Annotated in this window: 18 protein-coding genes and 1 CRISPR repeat array; of the genes, 10 read left to right on the forward strand and 8 right to left on the reverse strand. The window is 70.8% G+C overall.

Translation table 11 applies throughout. The features are described from left to right. Nucleotides 1-46: 46 nt before the first annotated feature. The 7 genes from bamA (at nt 47) to gloA (ending at nt 6881) form a co-directional block, all read left to right on the forward strand. Entirely contained in the window at nt 47-2353 is a 2307-nt protein-coding gene (bamA, locus tag HL658_RS16515; protein WP_180283439.1) for an outer membrane protein assembly factor BamA, read from the forward strand. A 2-nt stretch (nt 2354-2355) separates the two neighbouring features. Then, on the forward strand, nt 2356-2976 hold the full coding sequence (locus HL658_RS16520) for an OmpH/Skp family outer membrane protein (protein ID WP_180283412.1): 621 nt from the start codon (nt 2356-2358) through the stop codon (nt 2974-2976). 156 nt (nt 2977-3132) lie between these two features. After that, the gene (gene fabZ / locus HL658_RS16525; RefSeq protein WP_180283413.1) at nt 3133-3639 is read left to right on the forward strand and encodes a 3-hydroxyacyl-ACP dehydratase FabZ; all 507 of its coding nucleotides are present in this window, start codon (nt 3133-3135) and stop codon (nt 3637-3639) included. Continuing rightward, on the forward strand, nt 3636-4439 hold the full coding sequence (gene lpxA / locus HL658_RS16530) for an acyl-ACP--UDP-N-acetylglucosamine O-acyltransferase (protein ID WP_180283414.1): 804 nt from the start codon (nt 3636-3638) through the stop codon (nt 4437-4439). Before fabZ ends, lpxA begins: the two co-directional genes overlap by 4 nt. 17 nt (nt 4440-4456) lie before the next feature. Beyond that, nucleotides 4457-5296 carry an LpxI family protein gene (locus HL658_RS16535; RefSeq protein ID WP_180283415.1) on the forward strand — a complete coding sequence of 280 codons (840 nt, stop codon included), beginning with the start codon at nt 4457-4459 and terminating at the stop codon, nt 5294-5296. Continuing rightward, on the forward strand, nt 5293-6477 hold the full coding sequence (lpxB, locus tag HL658_RS16540) for a lipid-A-disaccharide synthase (protein WP_180283416.1): 1185 nt from the start codon (nt 5293-5295) through the stop codon (nt 6475-6477). The genes HL658_RS16535 and lpxB overlap by 4 nt, the downstream gene beginning before the upstream one ends. Then, nucleotides 6474-6881 (forward strand): lactoylglutathione lyase, encoded by a 408-nt coding sequence (gene gloA, locus HL658_RS16545; RefSeq protein ID WP_180283417.1) that lies wholly within the window; start codon nt 6474-6476, stop codon nt 6879-6881. Before lpxB ends, gloA begins: the two co-directional genes overlap by 4 nt. A 47-nt stretch (nt 6882-6928) precedes the next feature. On the opposite strand, the gene HL658_RS16550 is transcribed toward gloA, so the two are convergent. From HL658_RS16550 to HL658_RS16585, 8 genes are all read right to left on the reverse strand, one after another. Beyond that, entirely contained in the window at nt 6929-8356 is a 1428-nt protein-coding gene (locus HL658_RS16550) for a S41 family peptidase (protein WP_180283418.1), read from the reverse strand. Nucleotides 8357-8561: 205 nt separating this feature from the next. Then, the gene (gene hypE / locus HL658_RS16555; protein WP_180283419.1) at nt 8562-9602 is read right to left on the reverse strand and encodes a hydrogenase expression/formation protein HypE; all 1041 of its coding nucleotides are present in this window, start codon (nt 9600-9602) and stop codon (nt 8562-8564) included. Next, a complete protein-coding gene (locus tag HL658_RS16560) occupies nt 9599-9832 on the reverse strand; it encodes a HypC/HybG/HupF family hydrogenase formation chaperone (RefSeq protein ID WP_180283420.1) in 234 nt (77 codons plus the stop codon). The genes hypE and HL658_RS16560 overlap by 4 nt, the downstream gene beginning before the upstream one ends. Nucleotides 9833-9845: 13 nt before the next feature. Beyond that, nucleotides 9846-10775 carry a hydrogenase nickel incorporation protein HypB gene (gene hypB, locus HL658_RS16565; protein ID WP_180283421.1) on the reverse strand — a complete coding sequence of 310 codons (930 nt, stop codon included), beginning with the start codon at nt 10773-10775 and terminating at the stop codon, nt 9846-9848. Continuing rightward, nucleotides 10775-11116 (reverse strand): hydrogenase maturation nickel metallochaperone HypA, encoded by a 342-nt coding sequence (gene hypA / locus HL658_RS16570; RefSeq protein ID WP_180283422.1) that lies wholly within the window; start codon nt 11114-11116, stop codon nt 10775-10777. The genes hypB and hypA overlap by 1 nt, the downstream gene beginning before the upstream one ends. Then, on the reverse strand, nt 11109-12272 hold the full coding sequence (locus HL658_RS38020) for a nickel-dependent hydrogenase large subunit (protein ID WP_180283423.1): 1164 nt from the start codon (nt 12270-12272) through the stop codon (nt 11109-11111). Before HL658_RS38020 ends, hypA begins: the two co-directional genes overlap by 8 nt. Further along, complete coding sequence (gene hybE / locus HL658_RS16580; RefSeq protein WP_180283424.1) at nt 12269-12751, reverse strand: [NiFe]-hydrogenase assembly chaperone HybE; 483 nt, start codon at nt 12749-12751, stop codon at nt 12269-12271. The genes HL658_RS38020 and hybE overlap by 4 nt, the downstream gene beginning before the upstream one ends. Then, entirely contained in the window at nt 12748-13020 is a 273-nt protein-coding gene (locus tag HL658_RS16585; RefSeq protein WP_180283425.1) for a HypC/HybG/HupF family hydrogenase formation chaperone, read from the reverse strand. Before HL658_RS16585 ends, hybE begins: the two co-directional genes overlap by 4 nt. Nucleotides 13021-13241: 221 nt before the next feature. Between HL658_RS16585 and HL658_RS16590 the strand changes: the two genes are divergently transcribed. The 3 genes from HL658_RS16590 to HL658_RS16600 all read left to right on the forward strand — a co-directional run bounded on the left by HL658_RS16590 (nt 13242) and on the right by HL658_RS16600 (nt 14757). Further along, entirely contained in the window at nt 13242-14168 is a 927-nt protein-coding gene (locus HL658_RS16590; protein ID WP_180283426.1) for a PhnA-like protein, read from the forward strand. Between the two features lie 49 nt (nt 14169-14217). Then, a complete protein-coding gene (locus tag HL658_RS16595) occupies nt 14218-14403 on the forward strand; it encodes a hypothetical protein (RefSeq protein ID WP_180283427.1) in 186 nt (61 codons plus the stop codon). A gap of 81 nt (nt 14404-14484) precedes the next feature. After that, on the forward strand, nt 14485-14757 hold the full coding sequence (locus HL658_RS16600) for a hypothetical protein (protein ID WP_180283428.1): 273 nt from the start codon (nt 14485-14487) through the stop codon (nt 14755-14757). 496 nt (nt 14758-15253) lie between these two features. Then, nucleotides 15254-15813: direct repeats of the CRISPR family, unit length 34 nt; unit sequence GCTTCAATGAGGCCCCGGCATTTCTGCCGGGGAT. The last annotated feature ends 38 nt before the right edge of the window (nt 15814-15851 follow it).

Genomic DNA, 15851 nt, shown 5'->3' on the forward strand with positions numbered 1-15851 from the left:
GGGGCGGACGTTGCGCGTTTCCAGCAGGGTTCTGGCGCTCAGCCTTATGGCTGGCTGCGCCACGACAAGCATTTCTTTGGCACACGCACAGTCGGGTGCCGGCGGCAGTCCGCTTCTTCCGGTCGATCGTGTCCAGGTGGCCCAGGTCTTCTCTGGCGGCACCATCCGTGACATCCGCGTCCAAGGCACCCAGCGCATCGAGGAGTCGACGGTGCGCACCTATCTGTCGGTGCGGCCGGGCGACCCCTTCGACCCCGACCGGATCGACCAGTCGCTGAAGGCGCTGTTCGCCACCAGCCTGTTCCAGGACGTGGTGCTGCGGCGCGAGGGCGACACGCTGGTGGTGGCGGTGGTGGAGAACCCCATCATCAACCGCATCGCCTTCGAGGGGAACCGCCGCATCGAGAGCGACCAGCTCCAGGGCGAGATCCAGCTCAAGCCGCGGCAGGTCTACACCCGCACCCGCGTGCAGAACGACGTGCAGCGCCTGCTCGACATCTACCGGCGTCAGGGCCGCTTCGCGGCGACGGTGGAGCCGAAGATCATCCAGCTCGACCAGAACCGGGTCGATCTGGTCTTCGAGATCAACGAGGGTGCCCGCACCGGCGTGCGCGCCATCAACTTCGTCGGCAACGAGGCGTTCAGCGACAGCACGCTGCGCAGCGCCGTCCAGACGAAGGAGAGCGCCTGGTACCGGTTCATGACGTCGGACGACAGCTACGATCCCGATCGTCTGACCTTCGACCGCGAGCTGCTGCGCCGTTACTATCTGCGCGAGGGCTACGCGGATTTCCGCGTGCTGTCGGCGGTGGCCGAGTTGACGCCGGACCGCGAAGACTTCATCGTGACCTTCACCATCGAGGAAGGCCAGCGCTACAAGTTCGGCAAGGTCGACATCCGCAGCTCGCTGCGGGCGCTCGACACCGAGGCGCTGAAGTCCGTGGTCACGACGCGCGAGGGCGACTGGTACAACGCCCAGGACGTCGAGAACACCATCACCAAGCTCACCAACGCGGTCGGCGACCAGCAGTACGCCTTCGTGGACATCCGCCCCCAGGTGAACCGCAACCGCGACGCTCTGACCATCGACGTCACTTACGAGATCGGCGAGGGACCGCGCGTCTTCGTCGAGCGCATCGACATCACCGGCAACGTCCGCACGCTGGACAAGGTCGTCCGGCGCGAGGTGATGGTGGCCGAGGGCGACCCGTTCAACACCTCCAAGCTGCGCCGTTCCGAGCAGCGCATCAAGGATCTGGGCTATTTCGAGCGGGTGCAGGTGACCTCGCAGCCGGGCACGGCGCCCGACCGCTCGGTCGTCAACGTCGAGGTGACGGAGCAGTCCACCGGTGAAATCTCCTTCGGTGCCGGCTTCTCCACCTCCGACGGCCCGTTGGGCGACTTCTCGATCCGCGAGCGCAACCTGCTGGGCCGTGGCCAGGATCTGCGCTTCGGGGCGACGATCTCGGGCAGCCGGCAGGAATACGACATCAGCTTCACCGAGCCTTACTTCCTCGACCGCGACATGTCGGCGGGCTTCGATCTGTTCCGCCGGACGCGCGACTACCAGGACGAGTCGAGCTACGACGAGCGCAACACCGGCTTCGCGCTGCGCCTCGGGGTGCCGCTGTCGGAGCGCCTGCGCCAGCGCTTCTACTACCAGCTCCAGAGCACCAACATCAGCAACGTGCCCACGACCGCGTCGGAGTTCATCCAGGCGGAGGAGGGCACGCGCGTGACCTCGCTGATCGGCACCGAGCTGATGTACGACGCCCGCAACAGCCGCCTGCAGCCGACCGCCGGTTACTTCGGCCGCGTGTCGGCGGAGTTCGCCGGCCTCGGCGGATCGGAGCGTTTCGTGCGCACGCGCATCGGCGGCGGCTATTACCTGCCGCTGACCGACGACGACAGCTGGGTGATCGCCACCACGGCCGAGGTCGGCTACATCGTCGGGTTGGGCGAGGACGTGAGCCTTGCCGACCGCTTCTTCCTTGGCGGCGACACCTTCCGCGGTTTCGAGACCGCCGGCATCGGCCCGCGCGACACCACCACCAGCGATGCGCTCGGTGGGCAGCGCTACGTCCGCGGCTCGGTCGAGATGTCCTTCCCGCTGGGCCTGCCGGAGGAATTCGGGCTGAAAGGCCATGCCTTCACCGACGTCGGCACCCTGTCCGACGCCGACATCAACAGCCCCAAGGTGGCGGATGAGAATTCGATCCGCCTGGCGGCCGGTGCCGGTGTATCGTGGCGCTCGCCGCTCGGGCCCATCCGGGTCGATCTGGCTTTCCCGATCCTGAAGGAAAGCTACGATCAGACCCAGTATTTCCGATTCAGCTTTGGGACCAGGTTCTGACAATGACCGTCACCACCATGCGGGGACTCCTCGCCGGAGCGGCGCTCGCCGCCGCCCTGGCGCTTCCGGCGCTCCCCGCCGCCGCCCAGACCGCCCCCGCGGCTCCCGCCGCGACGACGCCCGCCCCCGGTGCGGCGTCGCAGAAGCTGGAGGCCCCCACCATCATGGTGGTGGACGTCCAGAAGATCCTGCAGGAGGCCGCGGCGTCCAAGGGCATCCAGAAGGCTGTCGAGACGCAGCGCGACACCTATCAGAAGGAGATCGCGGCACTCGAGGACAAGCTGCGCACGGCGGAGCAGGAGCTGCGCAAGCAGCAGACCGTGCTGTCGGCCGACGCGCTCGCCCAGCGCCGCCGCGATTTCGAGAAGCAGGTCGCCGACGTCCAGCGCACCGTGCAGTCGCGCAAGCGCGCGCTCGACAGTGCGCTGAACGACAGCATGGGCCAGGTCCAGAAGGCGATGGTCGAGATCATCGCCGAGATGGCGCGCGACAAGGGCGCCAACATCGTGCTGGCCCGCCACCAGTTCGTGCTGGTCGAGGCGCAGCTCGATGTGACCGACGCGGTCATGGACCGGCTGAACAAGAAGCTTCCCAAGGTCGCGGTCACCATCCCGAAGCAGTGACGCGGTGATCGTCGCAGGCCCCGCCACCGGTTCGGAGGCGGGGCGCTTGGCCGTTGAACCGCTTTGCGAAATGGGGCACAACGTGCCGGCGTGAAGGGCGAGGCCGAAGCGGCGCCGACGGGACGGCGGCGCGCTACCAGAGCGGATGTGCGGACGATGGACGTAGCGGACAACAACGACCGGGCGGACAACAACGACCGGGCGGACGACAGCAACCGGGCGGATGATATCGACATCCTCGGGGTGATGCGGAAGATCCCGCACCGCTACCCGTTCCTGATGATCGATCGCGTGGTCCAGGTGGTGCCCGGCGAAAGCGCCGTGGGCATCAAGAACGTCACCATCAACGAGCCGCATTTCCAAGGTCATTTCCCGTCCCGGCCGGTCATGCCGGGCGTGCTGATCGTCGAGGCGATGGCGCAAACCGCGGGGATTCTCGTGGTCCAGACACTCGGCCCCGACGCCGAGGGCAAGCTGGTCTATTTCATGACCATCGACGAAGCGCGCTTCCGCCGCCCGGTCACCCCCGGCGACCAGATCCACATCCACGTCTCCAAGCAGCGCCGGCGCGGCAATGTCTGGAAGTTCAAGGGTGAGGCCAAGGTCGACGGCGTGCTGGTCGCCGAAGCCATCTATTCCGCCATGATCCTGGACGAGAAATGACCGCCACCATTCATCCCAGCGCCGTCGTCGACCCGGCCGCGCGCATTGGCGAGGGCGCCGTGATCGGCCCCTTCTGCGTGGTCGGGCCGGACGTCGAACTGGGCGCGGGGGTGAAGCTCCTGTCCCATGTGGTGGTGGAGGGGCGGACGACCGTCGGCGACGGCACCGTCATCTTCCCCTTCGCGTCCATCGGCCACCGGCCGCAGGACCTGAAGTACAAGGGTGAGCCGTCGCGTCTGGAGATCGGCCGCAACAACACCATCCGCGAACACGTCACCATGAACCCCGGCACCGAGGGTGGCGGCATGCTGACGAAAGTGGGCGACAACGGCCTGTTCATGATGGGCGCCCATGTGGCGCACGACTGCATCCTCGGCAACCACGTGATCATGGCCAACAACGCCACGCTGGCGGGCCATGTCGTGGTCGGCGATCACGCCTTCTTCGGCGGGCTGTCGGCGGTGCACCAGTTCGTGCGCATCGGCGCGCACGCCATGATCGGCGGCATGTCGGGGGTGGAGAACGACGTCATTCCCTTCGGTCTGGTGATGGGCGAGCGGGCGCGGCTCGCCGGCCTGAACCTCGTGGGGCTGGAGCGGCGCGGCTTCTCCAAGGACGACGTGCGCGGCCTGCGCGCCGCCTACCGCCTGCTCTTCGCGTCGGAAGGCACCTTCGCCGACCGCATCGAGGAGGTGGAGCGCCAGTACGGCGAGCAGGGGCTGGTGGCCGACGTGCTCGGCTTCATCCGCAGCAAGGCCTCCCGCTCGCTTTGCCAGCCGCGGATGGAGGGGGGCGGCTGACCGTCGCCCCGGCGTCGATGACCGTCGGCACCGGCACGGCCCCGAAGCTCGGCATACTGGCCGGCGGCGGCACGCTGCCCGGCATGCTGGCCGCCGCAGCGCGCGGTGCCGGCCGTGGCGTCTTCATGGTCGCCTTCGAGGGCCACACCGACCCCGCGGCGGTGACGGGATTCCCGCATCTGTGGAGCCGTTTTGGCGCCGCCGGCACCGTGATCGACCGGCTGAAGCGCGAAGGGGTGGGGGAACTGGTCTTCGCCGGGCCGGTGCGCCGCCCGACCCTGGGCGAGCTGATGCCGGACTGGCGCACCGCCAAATTCATCGCCCGCATCGGCACCCGCGCTTTCGGTGACGACGGCCTGCTGCGCGCCATCGCGCGCGAGCTGGAGGGGGAGGGTTTCCGCGTCGTCGGGCTGCACGAGATCCTGCGCGACCTCGTCACCCCCGCGGGACCGGTCGGCCGCTTGACCCCCGACGCGCAGGCGCGGGTCGACATCGCCCGCGGGGTGGAGGTGGCGCGCGGCCTGGGCGCGCTCGACGTGGGGCAGGGTGCGGTGGTGCAGCAAGGCATCGTGCTGGCGGTGGAGGCGGTGGAGGGCACCGACGCCATGCTCGCCCGCTGCGCCGGCCTTGCCCGAACCGGTGCCGGCGGGGTGCTGGTGAAGACCAGGAAGCCGCAGCAGGACCGCCGGCTCGACCTGCCCGCCATCGGCACCGACACCGTGCGCAACGCGCACGCCGCGGGCCTGCGCGGCATCGCGGTGCAGGCCGGGGGCAGCCTGATCATCGACCGCGCCGGCGTGGCAGCCGAGGCCGACCGGCTCGGCCTCTTCGTGGTGGGGGTGGAGGTGCCGGAGTGACCGGACCCTTGGTCTTCCTGATCGCCGGGGAACCGTCGGGCGACGCGCTCGGCGGGCGGCTGATGGCGGCGCTGAAGCGGCTGACCGGGGGTGCGGTGCGCTTCGCCGGCATCGGCGGCGAGCGCATGGCGGCGGAGGGGCTGGACACGCTGGTGCCGCAGTCGGAGCTGGCGCTGTTCGGCGTGGTGGAACTGCTGTCCCACATCCCCAACGTGCTGCGCCGCATCGACCAGACGGTGGCGGAGGTCCGCCGGCTGAAGCCGGACGTGGTGGTCAGCATCGATTCGCCGGGCTTCACCGCGCGGGTGGCGAAGAAGCTGCGGGCGTCGGACGCCGGCATCCCCCTGGTGCATTACGTGGCGCCCACCGTCTGGGCCTGGAAGCCGGGGCGGGCGAAGAAATACGCCCGGCTCTACGACCATCTGCTGGCCGTGCTTCCCTTCGAGCCGCCCTGGTTCGAGCGGGAGGGGCTGCCCTGCACCTTCGTCGGACATTCGGTGGTGGAGGGCGGGGCCGGCAAGGGCGACGGCGCCCGGTTCCGCGCCGCCCACGGGCTGGCCCCCGACGCCCGCGTCGTCACCGTCCTGCCGGGCAGCCGGCAGGGCGAGGTCGGCCGGCTGCTGCCGGTGTTCCGGGAGACGCTGGAGCGATTGCTCGCGGATCACCCGACGCTGGTCGCCGCCATCCCCACCGTCGCCACCGTGCGCGACCGGGTCGCCGCCGACACCGCCGGCTGGCCGCTGCCGGTCGTCGTCGTGGAGGGGGAGGCCGCCAAGCACGACGCCTTCGCCGCGTCGGAGGCGGCGCTGGCCGCGTCGGGCACCGTGGCGCTGGAGCTGGCGCTGGCCGGTCTGCCGTCGGTGGTGACCTATCGGCTCAACCCTGTGACGGTGGCGCTCTATCGCCGTTTCATCCAGGTGCGCTATGTGAACCTCGTCAACCTGATGCTGGACCGCATGCTGGTGCCGGAGCTGCTTCAGGAGGATTGCCGGGCCGACCGTCTCGCCCCGGCGCTGGCCCGGCTGCTGGACGATCCGGCGGCGCGGGCCGAACAGATCGAGGGCGTGGCCGCCGTGGCCGGCTGGCTCGGCCAGGGCGGTGCCCCGCCCAGCGAACGCGCCGCCCGCGTGGTGCTCAATGTGATCGCCGCCGGGCCGCGCCACCTTGGAGGGAAGAGATGAGCGAGACCACCGCGGGTTTCCGCGTCCTGCACACCATGCTCCGGGTCTTCGACCTGGAGAAATCCATCGACTTCTACACCCGGCTGCTCGGCATGAAGCTGCTGCGCCGCAACGACTACGAAGGCGGGCGCTTCACCCTGGCCTTCGTCGGCTATGGCGAGGAGTCATCGACCGCCGTCATCGAGCTGACCCACAACTGGGATCAGGCGGAGCCCTACAGCATCGGCTCCGGCTACGGCCACATCGCCATCGGCGTGCCCGACATCTACGGCACCTGCAAGACGCTGGAAGCGGCCGGCGCCAAGATCACCCGCCCGCCGGGGCCGATGAAGCACGGCAGCACCATCATCGCCTTCATCGAGGACCCCGACGGCTACAAGGTCGAGCTGATCCAGCGGTCGTAACCCTCACCCGACCCTCTCCCCGGTGGGGAGAGGGCTTTGGTCCATGATCAACGCCGCGGCAGCATGGCGCCCTGGCTGCGGGCGTGGATGTATTCCGCGGCGCACTGCACCGGCACGTCGGCGTCCGGCCCGGTGGCGGGGCTGCGGGCGCTGTTGGGGCACACGTCCTCCCACCGGCTGGAGCGCACCACCGGCGGCGGCGGGGCGTTGGGGTCGCAGCTCGCGGGATCGGCGTGCACCTCGTCCGCGTTTCCGTTGGCGGCCCTCACCTCGACGTCGGGGGTGACGCCGAAGCAATCCACCAGCGCGCCGTGCGGGCGGTAGTAGCGCGCCGTGGTGAGCCGCAGCCCGACATCGCCCGGCAGCGGCGACAGCGTCTGCACCGATCCCTTGCCATATGTGCGCACGCCCATGACCAGCGCCCGCTTGTGGTCCTGCAACGCGCCGGCCACGATCTCCGACGCCGAGGCGGAGCCGGAATTCACCACGACCACCACCGGCAGCCCCGGCAGCAGCTCGCCCGGCGTGCCGCCGTAGCGGCGGTTGTCGATGGGCTTGCGGCCGCGCACGGTCACGATGTCCACCGCCTCCAGGAAACGGTCGGAGACGCTGACCGCCTGGTCCAGCAGTCCGCCCAGATTGTTGCGCAGGTCGATGACCGCCCCGGCCAGCCGGCCGCCGGACTGGCGGCGCAGCTCCTCCACCGCCTCGTCCAGGCTGGTCGAAGTCTGCTGGTTGAAGGTGGCGATGCGGATGTAGCCGACGTCGCCCTCCAGCCGGTAGCGGACGGAGCGGATCTGCACGATGGCGCGGGTCAGGTTCACCCGGACCAGCGATTCCTTGGCGCGGCGCAGGGTCAGCGCCACCGAGGTGCCGACCGGGCCGCGCATGCGCGCCACCGCGTCGTGCAGCTTCAGCCCCTTCACCGGGTAATCGTCGATTCGGGCGATCAGGTCGCCGGGCTTCAGCCCCGCGGTGGCGGCGGGCGAGCCGTCGATGGGGGCGACCACGCGGACGAGCCCCGACTCGTCGTCCATCACCACCTCGATCCCCAGCCCGCCGAACTCGCCCTGGGTCTGCTCGCGGGTGAAGCGGTAGTGGTCGTTGTCGAGGAAGCTGGAGTAGGGATCCAGCGAGCTCATCATCGCCGTCAGCCCGGCCTCGGTGAGCGTGCGTTCCGAGGCGGCGGGGGTCTCCTGCTTGGCGGTGCGGGCGGCGGTCAGCGCCCGGTCCACCAGCACCTGCGGGTCCTGCGGCTTGACGTGGTCGTCGAGCACGCGGTCGAGCACGCGGGCGAACAGCTCGTAATTGCCGTCGTAGCTCGACATCGGAGAACGGGTGTTGGAGATCTTCGGGAACTCCTGACGGTATCGGGCGAGTGCCCGCACCTCCTCCTGGCTTTCATAGGAGGTCACCGCGCAGGCCGGCCCCATCGCCATGACCAGCAGCAGCAGTGCACCCAGCAGTTTCCCCATCCTGCGTCCCTCTCGACAGGCCGGTGCGGCCGGCGGATTGCTTCCCATCGAACCCACGCTGCCCCGTTGCTTGATTATGGTTCCCGTCTCGCACGGGACCACGGGCGCAGAAGCCGCGCCGCGTCGGGGCGCCGACGTCCCCGCCGCGGTCGCGCGGAAGAGTATCACGCGGGTCCGGCGATAACAATTTGGCAGGGTTTGGTTCTCAGCAGATGCGCGGCAGCTGTTCGCCCGACAGCCAGTCGACGATGCGGGTGCCGCCGAAGCGGGTTTCCATCTGCACGAAACGGTGCCGGTCCTCCACCACCCGGCCGATGACCGCGGCATCCTGACCCCGCGGATGGGCGCGCATGGCGGTCAGCAGGGCGTCCGCGTCCTCCGCCGCGCAGATGGCGATCAGCTTGCCCTCGTTGGCGACGTAGAGCGGGTCCAGCCCCAGCAGCTCGCAGGCCGCCGCCACCTCGCCGCGGACGGGGATGTCCGCCTCCCGCAGCGCCATGCCGACGCCGGACTGGTGGGAGATCTCGTTCAGCGTGGTGGCGAGGCCGCCGCGGGTCGGGTCGCGCAGCGCATGGACGTCCGGCACCGCGGCCACCATAGCCGCAACCAGCCCGTGCAGGGCGGCGCTGTCGGACAGCACTCCCGTTTCGAAGCCGAGATTCTCGCGCGTCGACATGATGGCGACGCCATGGTCGCCCATGGTGCCGCTGACCAGGATCGCGTCGCCCGGCCGCGCCCGGTCGCCCGACGGCGCCACCCCCGGCGGCACCATGCCGATGCCGGTGGTGGTGATGAACACCCCGTCGCCCTTGCCGCGCTCCACCACCTTGGTGTCGCCGGTGACGATGGCGACCCCGGCCTCGCGCGCGGCCTCCGCCATGCTCGTCACCACGCGGGCGAGCTCGGCCAGGGGGAAGCCCTCCTCCAGGATGAAGCCGGCGGTCAGGTGCAGCGGCACCGCACCCGCCATCGCCACGTCGTTGACCGTGCCGTGCACCGCCAGCGAGCCGATGTCGCCGCCGGGGAAGAACAGCGGCGACACCACGAAGCCGTCGGTGGTCACCACCATGCGCCCCGCCGGCACGTCGAAAGCCGCCTGGTCGTTGCGCTGGTCGAGCAGCGGGTTGGCGAAGGCCGCGGCGAACAGCTCGGCCACGAGCTGCGCCATCGCCTTGCCGCCGGAGCCGTGCACCATCTCCACCGCACCGTTGGCGAGGTCGAGCTTGCGGGGGAACAGCCGGCTCATGCCGCAGCTCCCGCCACTTGGCCGGCTTCCGCGAGCAGCGCCAGCGTCCGCTCCGCCTCGTCGGTGTCCAGGCGGGACAGCGCGTAGCCGACATGGACGATCACGTAGTCACCCACCTCGACCCCCTCCACCAGCGCCAGCGAGCAGGAGGAGGTGACGCCGCCGAGGTTCACGGTGGCGCGGTCGTCGTCATGGATGGCCACCACGCGGGCGGGCACGGCGAGGCACATGGCGCTGTCTCCCTCAGGCCGGCCGTGCGGCGGCAAGGCCGGCGGCGATCCAGTCGTACCAAGCGGCCATGCCCTCGCCGGTGGTGGCGGAGACCTGGAGCACCGGCAGGTCCGGCTTCAACCGGCGGGCGTAGCCGATCATCCGCTCCATGTCGAAGGACAGGTGCGGCAGCAGGTCGACCTTGTTGACCAGCAGCAGGTCGGCGCCGGCGAACATGTTGGGGTATTTCAGCGGCTTGTCCTCCCCCTCCGTCACCGACAGCACGACGACGCGCGCCGCCTCCCCCAGATCGAAGCCGGCGGGGCAGACGAGGTTGCCGACATTCTCGATGAACAGCGCGCCGCAGGATTCCAGCGGCAGCCGGCCCAAGGTCTGCGTGATCATCTGGGCGTCGAGATGGCAGCCCTTGCCGGTGTTGATCTGGATGGCGGGGGTGCCGGTGGCGCGGATGCGCTCGGCGTCGAAGCTGGTCTGCTGGTCGCCCTCGATCACCGCCACCGGGAAGCGGCCCTTCAGGTCGGTGAGGGTGCGGGCGAGCAGGGTGGTCTTGCCCGAGCCGGGGCTGGACATCAGGTTCAGCGCGAACACCCCCTTCGCCGCCAGGAGCTGCCGGTTCACCGCGGCGAAGCTGTCGTTCTTCTCCAGGATGTCGCGCTCGATGGTGACGAGCCGGGCCTTGGCGTCGGTGTCCGCCGGATGCGGGTGGCCGTGGCTGTGGCGGTAGATTTTGCCGTCCGGGCCGACATGCTCGTGGTCGTGCTCGTGCGCATGGTCGTGCTCGTGACCATGCCCCGGCCCGTGGTCGTGGGTGTGGCGCTCCCAATGGTCGTGCCCATGACCAGGGGCGTGGCCGTGATGATGGTCGTGGTCATGCCCATGGGCATGCCCGTGGCCGCCCTCGATCCTGGTTTCGCCGGCACCGCAGCCGCACACCGTGCACATCACTCCACCTCCAGTTCCTTCACGCGCATCTCGTCGCCGCCGGTCAGCACCATCTGGTGGCCGCCGCAGGTGGGGCAGGGGTCGAAGCGCTCCGCCACCTCCACCGCGCGTTCGCAGGCGAGGCACCAGGCCTGACCCGGCGGCCGTTCGATCTCCAGCGCCGCACCCTCGGCCAGCGTGCCGCGGCTGACCGCGTCGAAGCCGAAGGCCAGCGCCTCGGGCTCCACATGCGACAGGGCGCCGATCACCAGCCGCACCGTGCGCACGCGGGTGAAGCCCTGCGCCGCCGCTTGCTCCTCGATCATGGTGACGATGCCCTGGCTCAGCGCCAGCTCATGCATGATGCACCCCCACCGCGCCCGGAGTCCCGATCGCCAGCGTCCCGATCTCCAGCGTCCACGGCACGCAGGGATCGAGCGCCATCACCAGCAGCCGCACCCTCTCCTCCAGCCCCGGCCCCGCCTCCGCCCCGGTCAGGCCGCGCGCCAGCGCGCCGTCGGGGTGGAAGTTCCATTCGGTCGGCGCCACGGAGCGGAAATCCGCCACCCGCCCGCGCTCCAGCCGCACCCGGTGGGCCAGCCGCCCGCGCGCCGTCTCCACCACCCCGGCGCCGCTTCCGTCCACCGCATCGGGTGCGGCACGCCCCGCGTCGTCCGTCAGGTCCGGCAGCAGCGCGCGCAGGCGGCCGGGCAGGGCGGCGATCTCGGCCAGCCGTGCGGCGGCGTGGGCGGCGAGCCCGTTGCCGTCCGGCATGCCGCACCGCGCCAGCGGCCCCGTCACCGCCGGTCGGCCGTCCAGGGTCGGGCGCTCCGCGAAGCCGGGATCGGTGGACAGACGTTCGGCGAACCAAGCCGCCGGCAGGTCCGGCAGCGGCTCCACGCCGGCGCCGCCGAAGGACCCGTCGCGCAGCATGCGGGCCGCCAGCCGCGCCGCCGCGGTCGCGCCGGCCGTCGTCCAGGCGGTGAGTTGGTCGGGATCGGCCGGTGGCTCGCCGCCGAACACCGCGGCGAACAGCGCCTGCTCCGCCCCGTCGATGGCCGCGGCCAGGGCGGCGCGGTCGGGGGCGATCGGTCCGCCGCCGGGGCGCAGCCAGCCGGGCTCCGCCCGCAGCGCCCGCGTCATCCCGTCGAAGGCCTTGCGCAGGCGGGCGAGGCCGGCGGCGTCCACCGGCTCACCCAGCAGCCGCGGCCCGTCCACCAGCGCGTGCCACGCGTGGCTCTGCGCCTGCTCCGCCAGCGCCAGCAGGGCGCGGGCGGCGGCCTGCGGGGGTGACGGCTCCACGCCCATGGCCGCCTCGCAGGCGGACACGGCCGCAACCCCCTGGGCGGTGCCGCACACAGCGAAGAGCAGCGGCACCAGCCGCAGCGCCTCGGCCACCGGCCGCCCGGCCAGCGCCCGCACGGCACCCACCGGGCGCTTCACCGCGACGTCCGCGCGGGCCACCCGGCCGGCGGCCAGCGACAGCCGCAGCTCGACCCGCCCGGCGTCGGCGCTCACCGCGGCCCTCGGCCGAACAGGGCGCGGCGCGACACGGTCTCCGCGCGCGCCGGCGGCGGCGCGTTGGTGGCGGGCTCCGGTGCCGTCATCAATCGGTCGACCGCGAAGCCGGCGGCGGCCACCGCCTCGGCGTGGCTGGTGAAGACGTTCATCGCCGACACCAGCGGGATCACCAGCAGCGTGCCGAGCCCGTCCAGCCGCGCCGCGGTGAAGGCGTGGTCGCCGGCCGGCAGCGGCACCACCTCGCGGTCGCCGTCCAGCCGCAAGGCCCATCGCGCCGGATCGGCGGGGATCAGCACGGCGTTGAGGAACCAGGGGGTCACCACCGCGCCCAGCCAGCCCGGCCCGAAGGGGCGGAAGCCCACCGCCTCCACCGCCAGGGCGGGGTTGCAGATCGGCACCCCCACCATGTCCGTCGCGGCGATGCGCCGGTACTCCGCCACCAGCGCCGCCACGCGCCCATCCAGGCCGCCGGTCATGGTGCGTCGTCCCGTTCGGGTATGGTCAACAGATGGTCGACGTTCCCGCCGCGGGCGGCGATCAGGATGGCGTCCAGCGCGTCGTCGATGGGGCCGACCTCCGCCTCGTCCAGCGCCTGGACGGCGTTGTCCATATGCACGAGCACCCAGCCGCCGACCGGCACCTCACCCACCAGCAGCAGGTTGACCAGACGCTCCTCCCCGCGGCGCACGCAGCGCGCGGCGATGCCGTCCGTTTCGATCACCCGCATGGGGATGCCAAGGCACATGGCCGCTCAGGCTCCAGGTTGGGGCTCCAGTTCGGGGCTCCAGGTTGGGGCGCAACAGTCCGTCCCGCCCGCAACCGCCGCATTGACGTGCGTCAAAAAGATCACCCTGCCGGGCCCAAGGGCCACAAGAACAGGGGAAAACGCATGCAACAACCATCCATGGCGAAACTCTTGGCCCTGTTCTCCGTTCTTGCCGGTGACGCAGGTCGAGGAGAAGGAACATGCGGGAAAACGTTTACGAGGCATCGCCGCGGGCCGATGCCGTGCCGGATGTCACGGTGCACGCCGGCGTGCACCGTCGGGTCTCCTGGGCGGCCGTCTTCGCCGGGGTGGCGATCACGCTGGCCTTGCAGATTCTGCTGAGCATGCTGGGGCTCGGCATCGGCTTCACCACCATCGACCCGTCGCAGACCGGCGGCACGCCGCAGGCGAGCACGCTGGGCACCAGCGCCGGCGTCTGGTGGACGGTCAGCTACATGATCGCGCTGGCGGCCGGCGGCTATGTCGCGGCGCGGCTGGCCGGTGTCGCGGTGCGCGGCGACGGTGTGCTGCACGGGGTGGTCACCTGGGCCTTCGCGCTGCTGGTCAGCGCGTGGCTGGTGACGACGGCGGTCGGCAGCGTGCTGGGGTCCACCGCCACCATGCTGGGAAGCGTGGCGTCGGGCGTCGGCTCCACCGTGTCGCAGACCGTCCAGCAGGCCGCACCCGAGGCGCTGCGCGCCAGCGGGCTGACGCCGGACGAGCTGCGCAACCAGGCCGAACAGCTCCTGCGGCCCGAGGGCGAGCAGCAAAGCCCGGAGAACGCACGGACCGAGCTGGCGACCCTCGTCGGCCGCATGGCGAGCGGTGACCAGTCCGCCGCCGACCAGGCGCGCGACCGCGCGGCGCAGATCGTCGCCCAGCAGGCCGGCATCCCCGAGGACCAGGCCCGCCAACGGGTGCAGGAACTGGAGCAGACCGTCCGCCAGGCCGGCCAGCAGGTCCAGCAGACCGCCACCAACGCCGCGGAGGCCACCACGGACACGCTGGCCCAGGCCGGCATCTGGGGCACGGTGGCGCTGGTGCTGGGCGCCGTCGCCGGCATGATCGGCGGTGCGGCCGGCACCCGCCGGCCGGAGGACATGCTGGTGACCTCCGCCCACCGGTAAGCTTCGATTAACCGGCCGCGGACATGGTGCTTCCATCAATGGAGGCACCATGTCCGTCGTCTGGCTCTGTCTGAGCGTCTATCTCATCTTCGGCGCCGTCGCCCTGCTGGAGGCCGACGTGCGCGCGCGGCCCGGTCACCGGCCGTCGATCGCCACCGTCTGCTGGGCGGCCCTCGTCTTCGCGCTCACGCGGCCCGCCGTGCAGGTGGGGGAACGGTTCGGGCTGCGCATCTGACGGCCCCCGTGGAATAGCCCGGTCCGGCCGGTGTTCGTAGAGGAGCCGCGGCACCCCTACGACAACCGGCCCGAGACCTCCATGATGATCCACGCCAAGATCGCCCTGCTGGCGATCACCGGGGCGCTGCTGACCGGCTGCCACGGCCACCACCGCGCCTATGGCGGCGGCTACGGCTATTACGATCAACCCCGCGTTTACTACGGACAGCCGCGTGTCTACGCGCCGCCGCCCGTCTACGAACGGCCGCGCCACCCGCCGCCGCGCCGCGACCGGGACGACGACCGCCCGCGCCGCGATCACCATCACCGCGACGGCTGGAACGGCGACTGGCACCGCCGGGACCGGGATTGACGGGTCGGGCGGGGCTGTCCGGGGACGATGACGCGCTTGACCATGACTGCACGCCCCAGGGCTGTCGCATTCGGGGATCGTTGTCCTGAAGCACGGTCATCGTAATCCCGGCGAAAGCGCTACGGCATGCACACATTGTGGACGTGAGACGCTCTCCACCTCTCCCCCCCGGGGAGAGGTCGGCGCGCAGCGCCGGGTGAGGGGGAAAACCCTCTCCCGCCCCGGGAGAGGGTGGCCGGCGCAAGCCGGCCGGGTGAGGGCTCGTTGCGGGAACGTGGAGCGAAGCCGCGGCGTTGGACCCTCACCCGGCGCCTGCCGGCGCCACCCTCTCCCGGGGCGGGAGAGGGTTGTTGGGCGCTTCCAGCGTTGTGTGCATACCGTAGCGCGAAGGCGGGGATCCGGTCGTCCAGGGACTTGCCCGATGTGCCCGGATCCCCGGTCAAGCCGGGGACGACGGTGGGAGAGGATTGGCGCCTGTGAAAGCCCGGCGTCCAAACAGTCGCTGACGCCCCGGCATTTCTGCCGGGGATAGTTCCGCTACACCGACGACAGCGAGGAGAACGCCGGCGTGCTTCAATGAGGCCCCGGCATTTCTGCCGGAGATAGCCTGAAGGTGGCGAAGAAGAGCTTCCCCGTCCTGATGGTGCTTCAATGAGGCCCCGGCATTTCTGCCGGGGATAGTCCGCCCGCATGAGCGAGGGATCGGAGGAGACCGGCACGCTTCAATGAGGCCCCGGCATTTCTGCCGGGGATAGGCGGCAGAGCTGTGCTCGAAGACGCTGAAGGACGGCGGCGGGCTTCAATGAGGCCCCGGCATTTCTGCCGGGGATAGCAGCGCGTGGATGCCGAACTTCAGCACCTCGTCGTCGCAGCTTCAATGAGGCCCCGGCATTTCTGCCGGGGATAGCAACACGACGCTCACCCTGCCGGTGGTGAGCTTCCAGACGCTTCAATGAGGCCCCGGCATTTCTGCCGGGGATGGGCGGCAGATGTTCCGGCACCTGTCCGCGTTCGTCTCCATGGCTTCAATGAGGCCCCGGCATTTCTGCCGGGGATAGAGGGGGGTTGCCAAGCCGCTGAAAAGGGCCGCCGAA

Source organism: Azospirillum oleiclasticum, assembly GCF_013423485.1.
GTDB lineage: Bacteria > Pseudomonadota > Alphaproteobacteria > Azospirillales > Azospirillaceae > Azospirillum > Azospirillum oleiclasticum.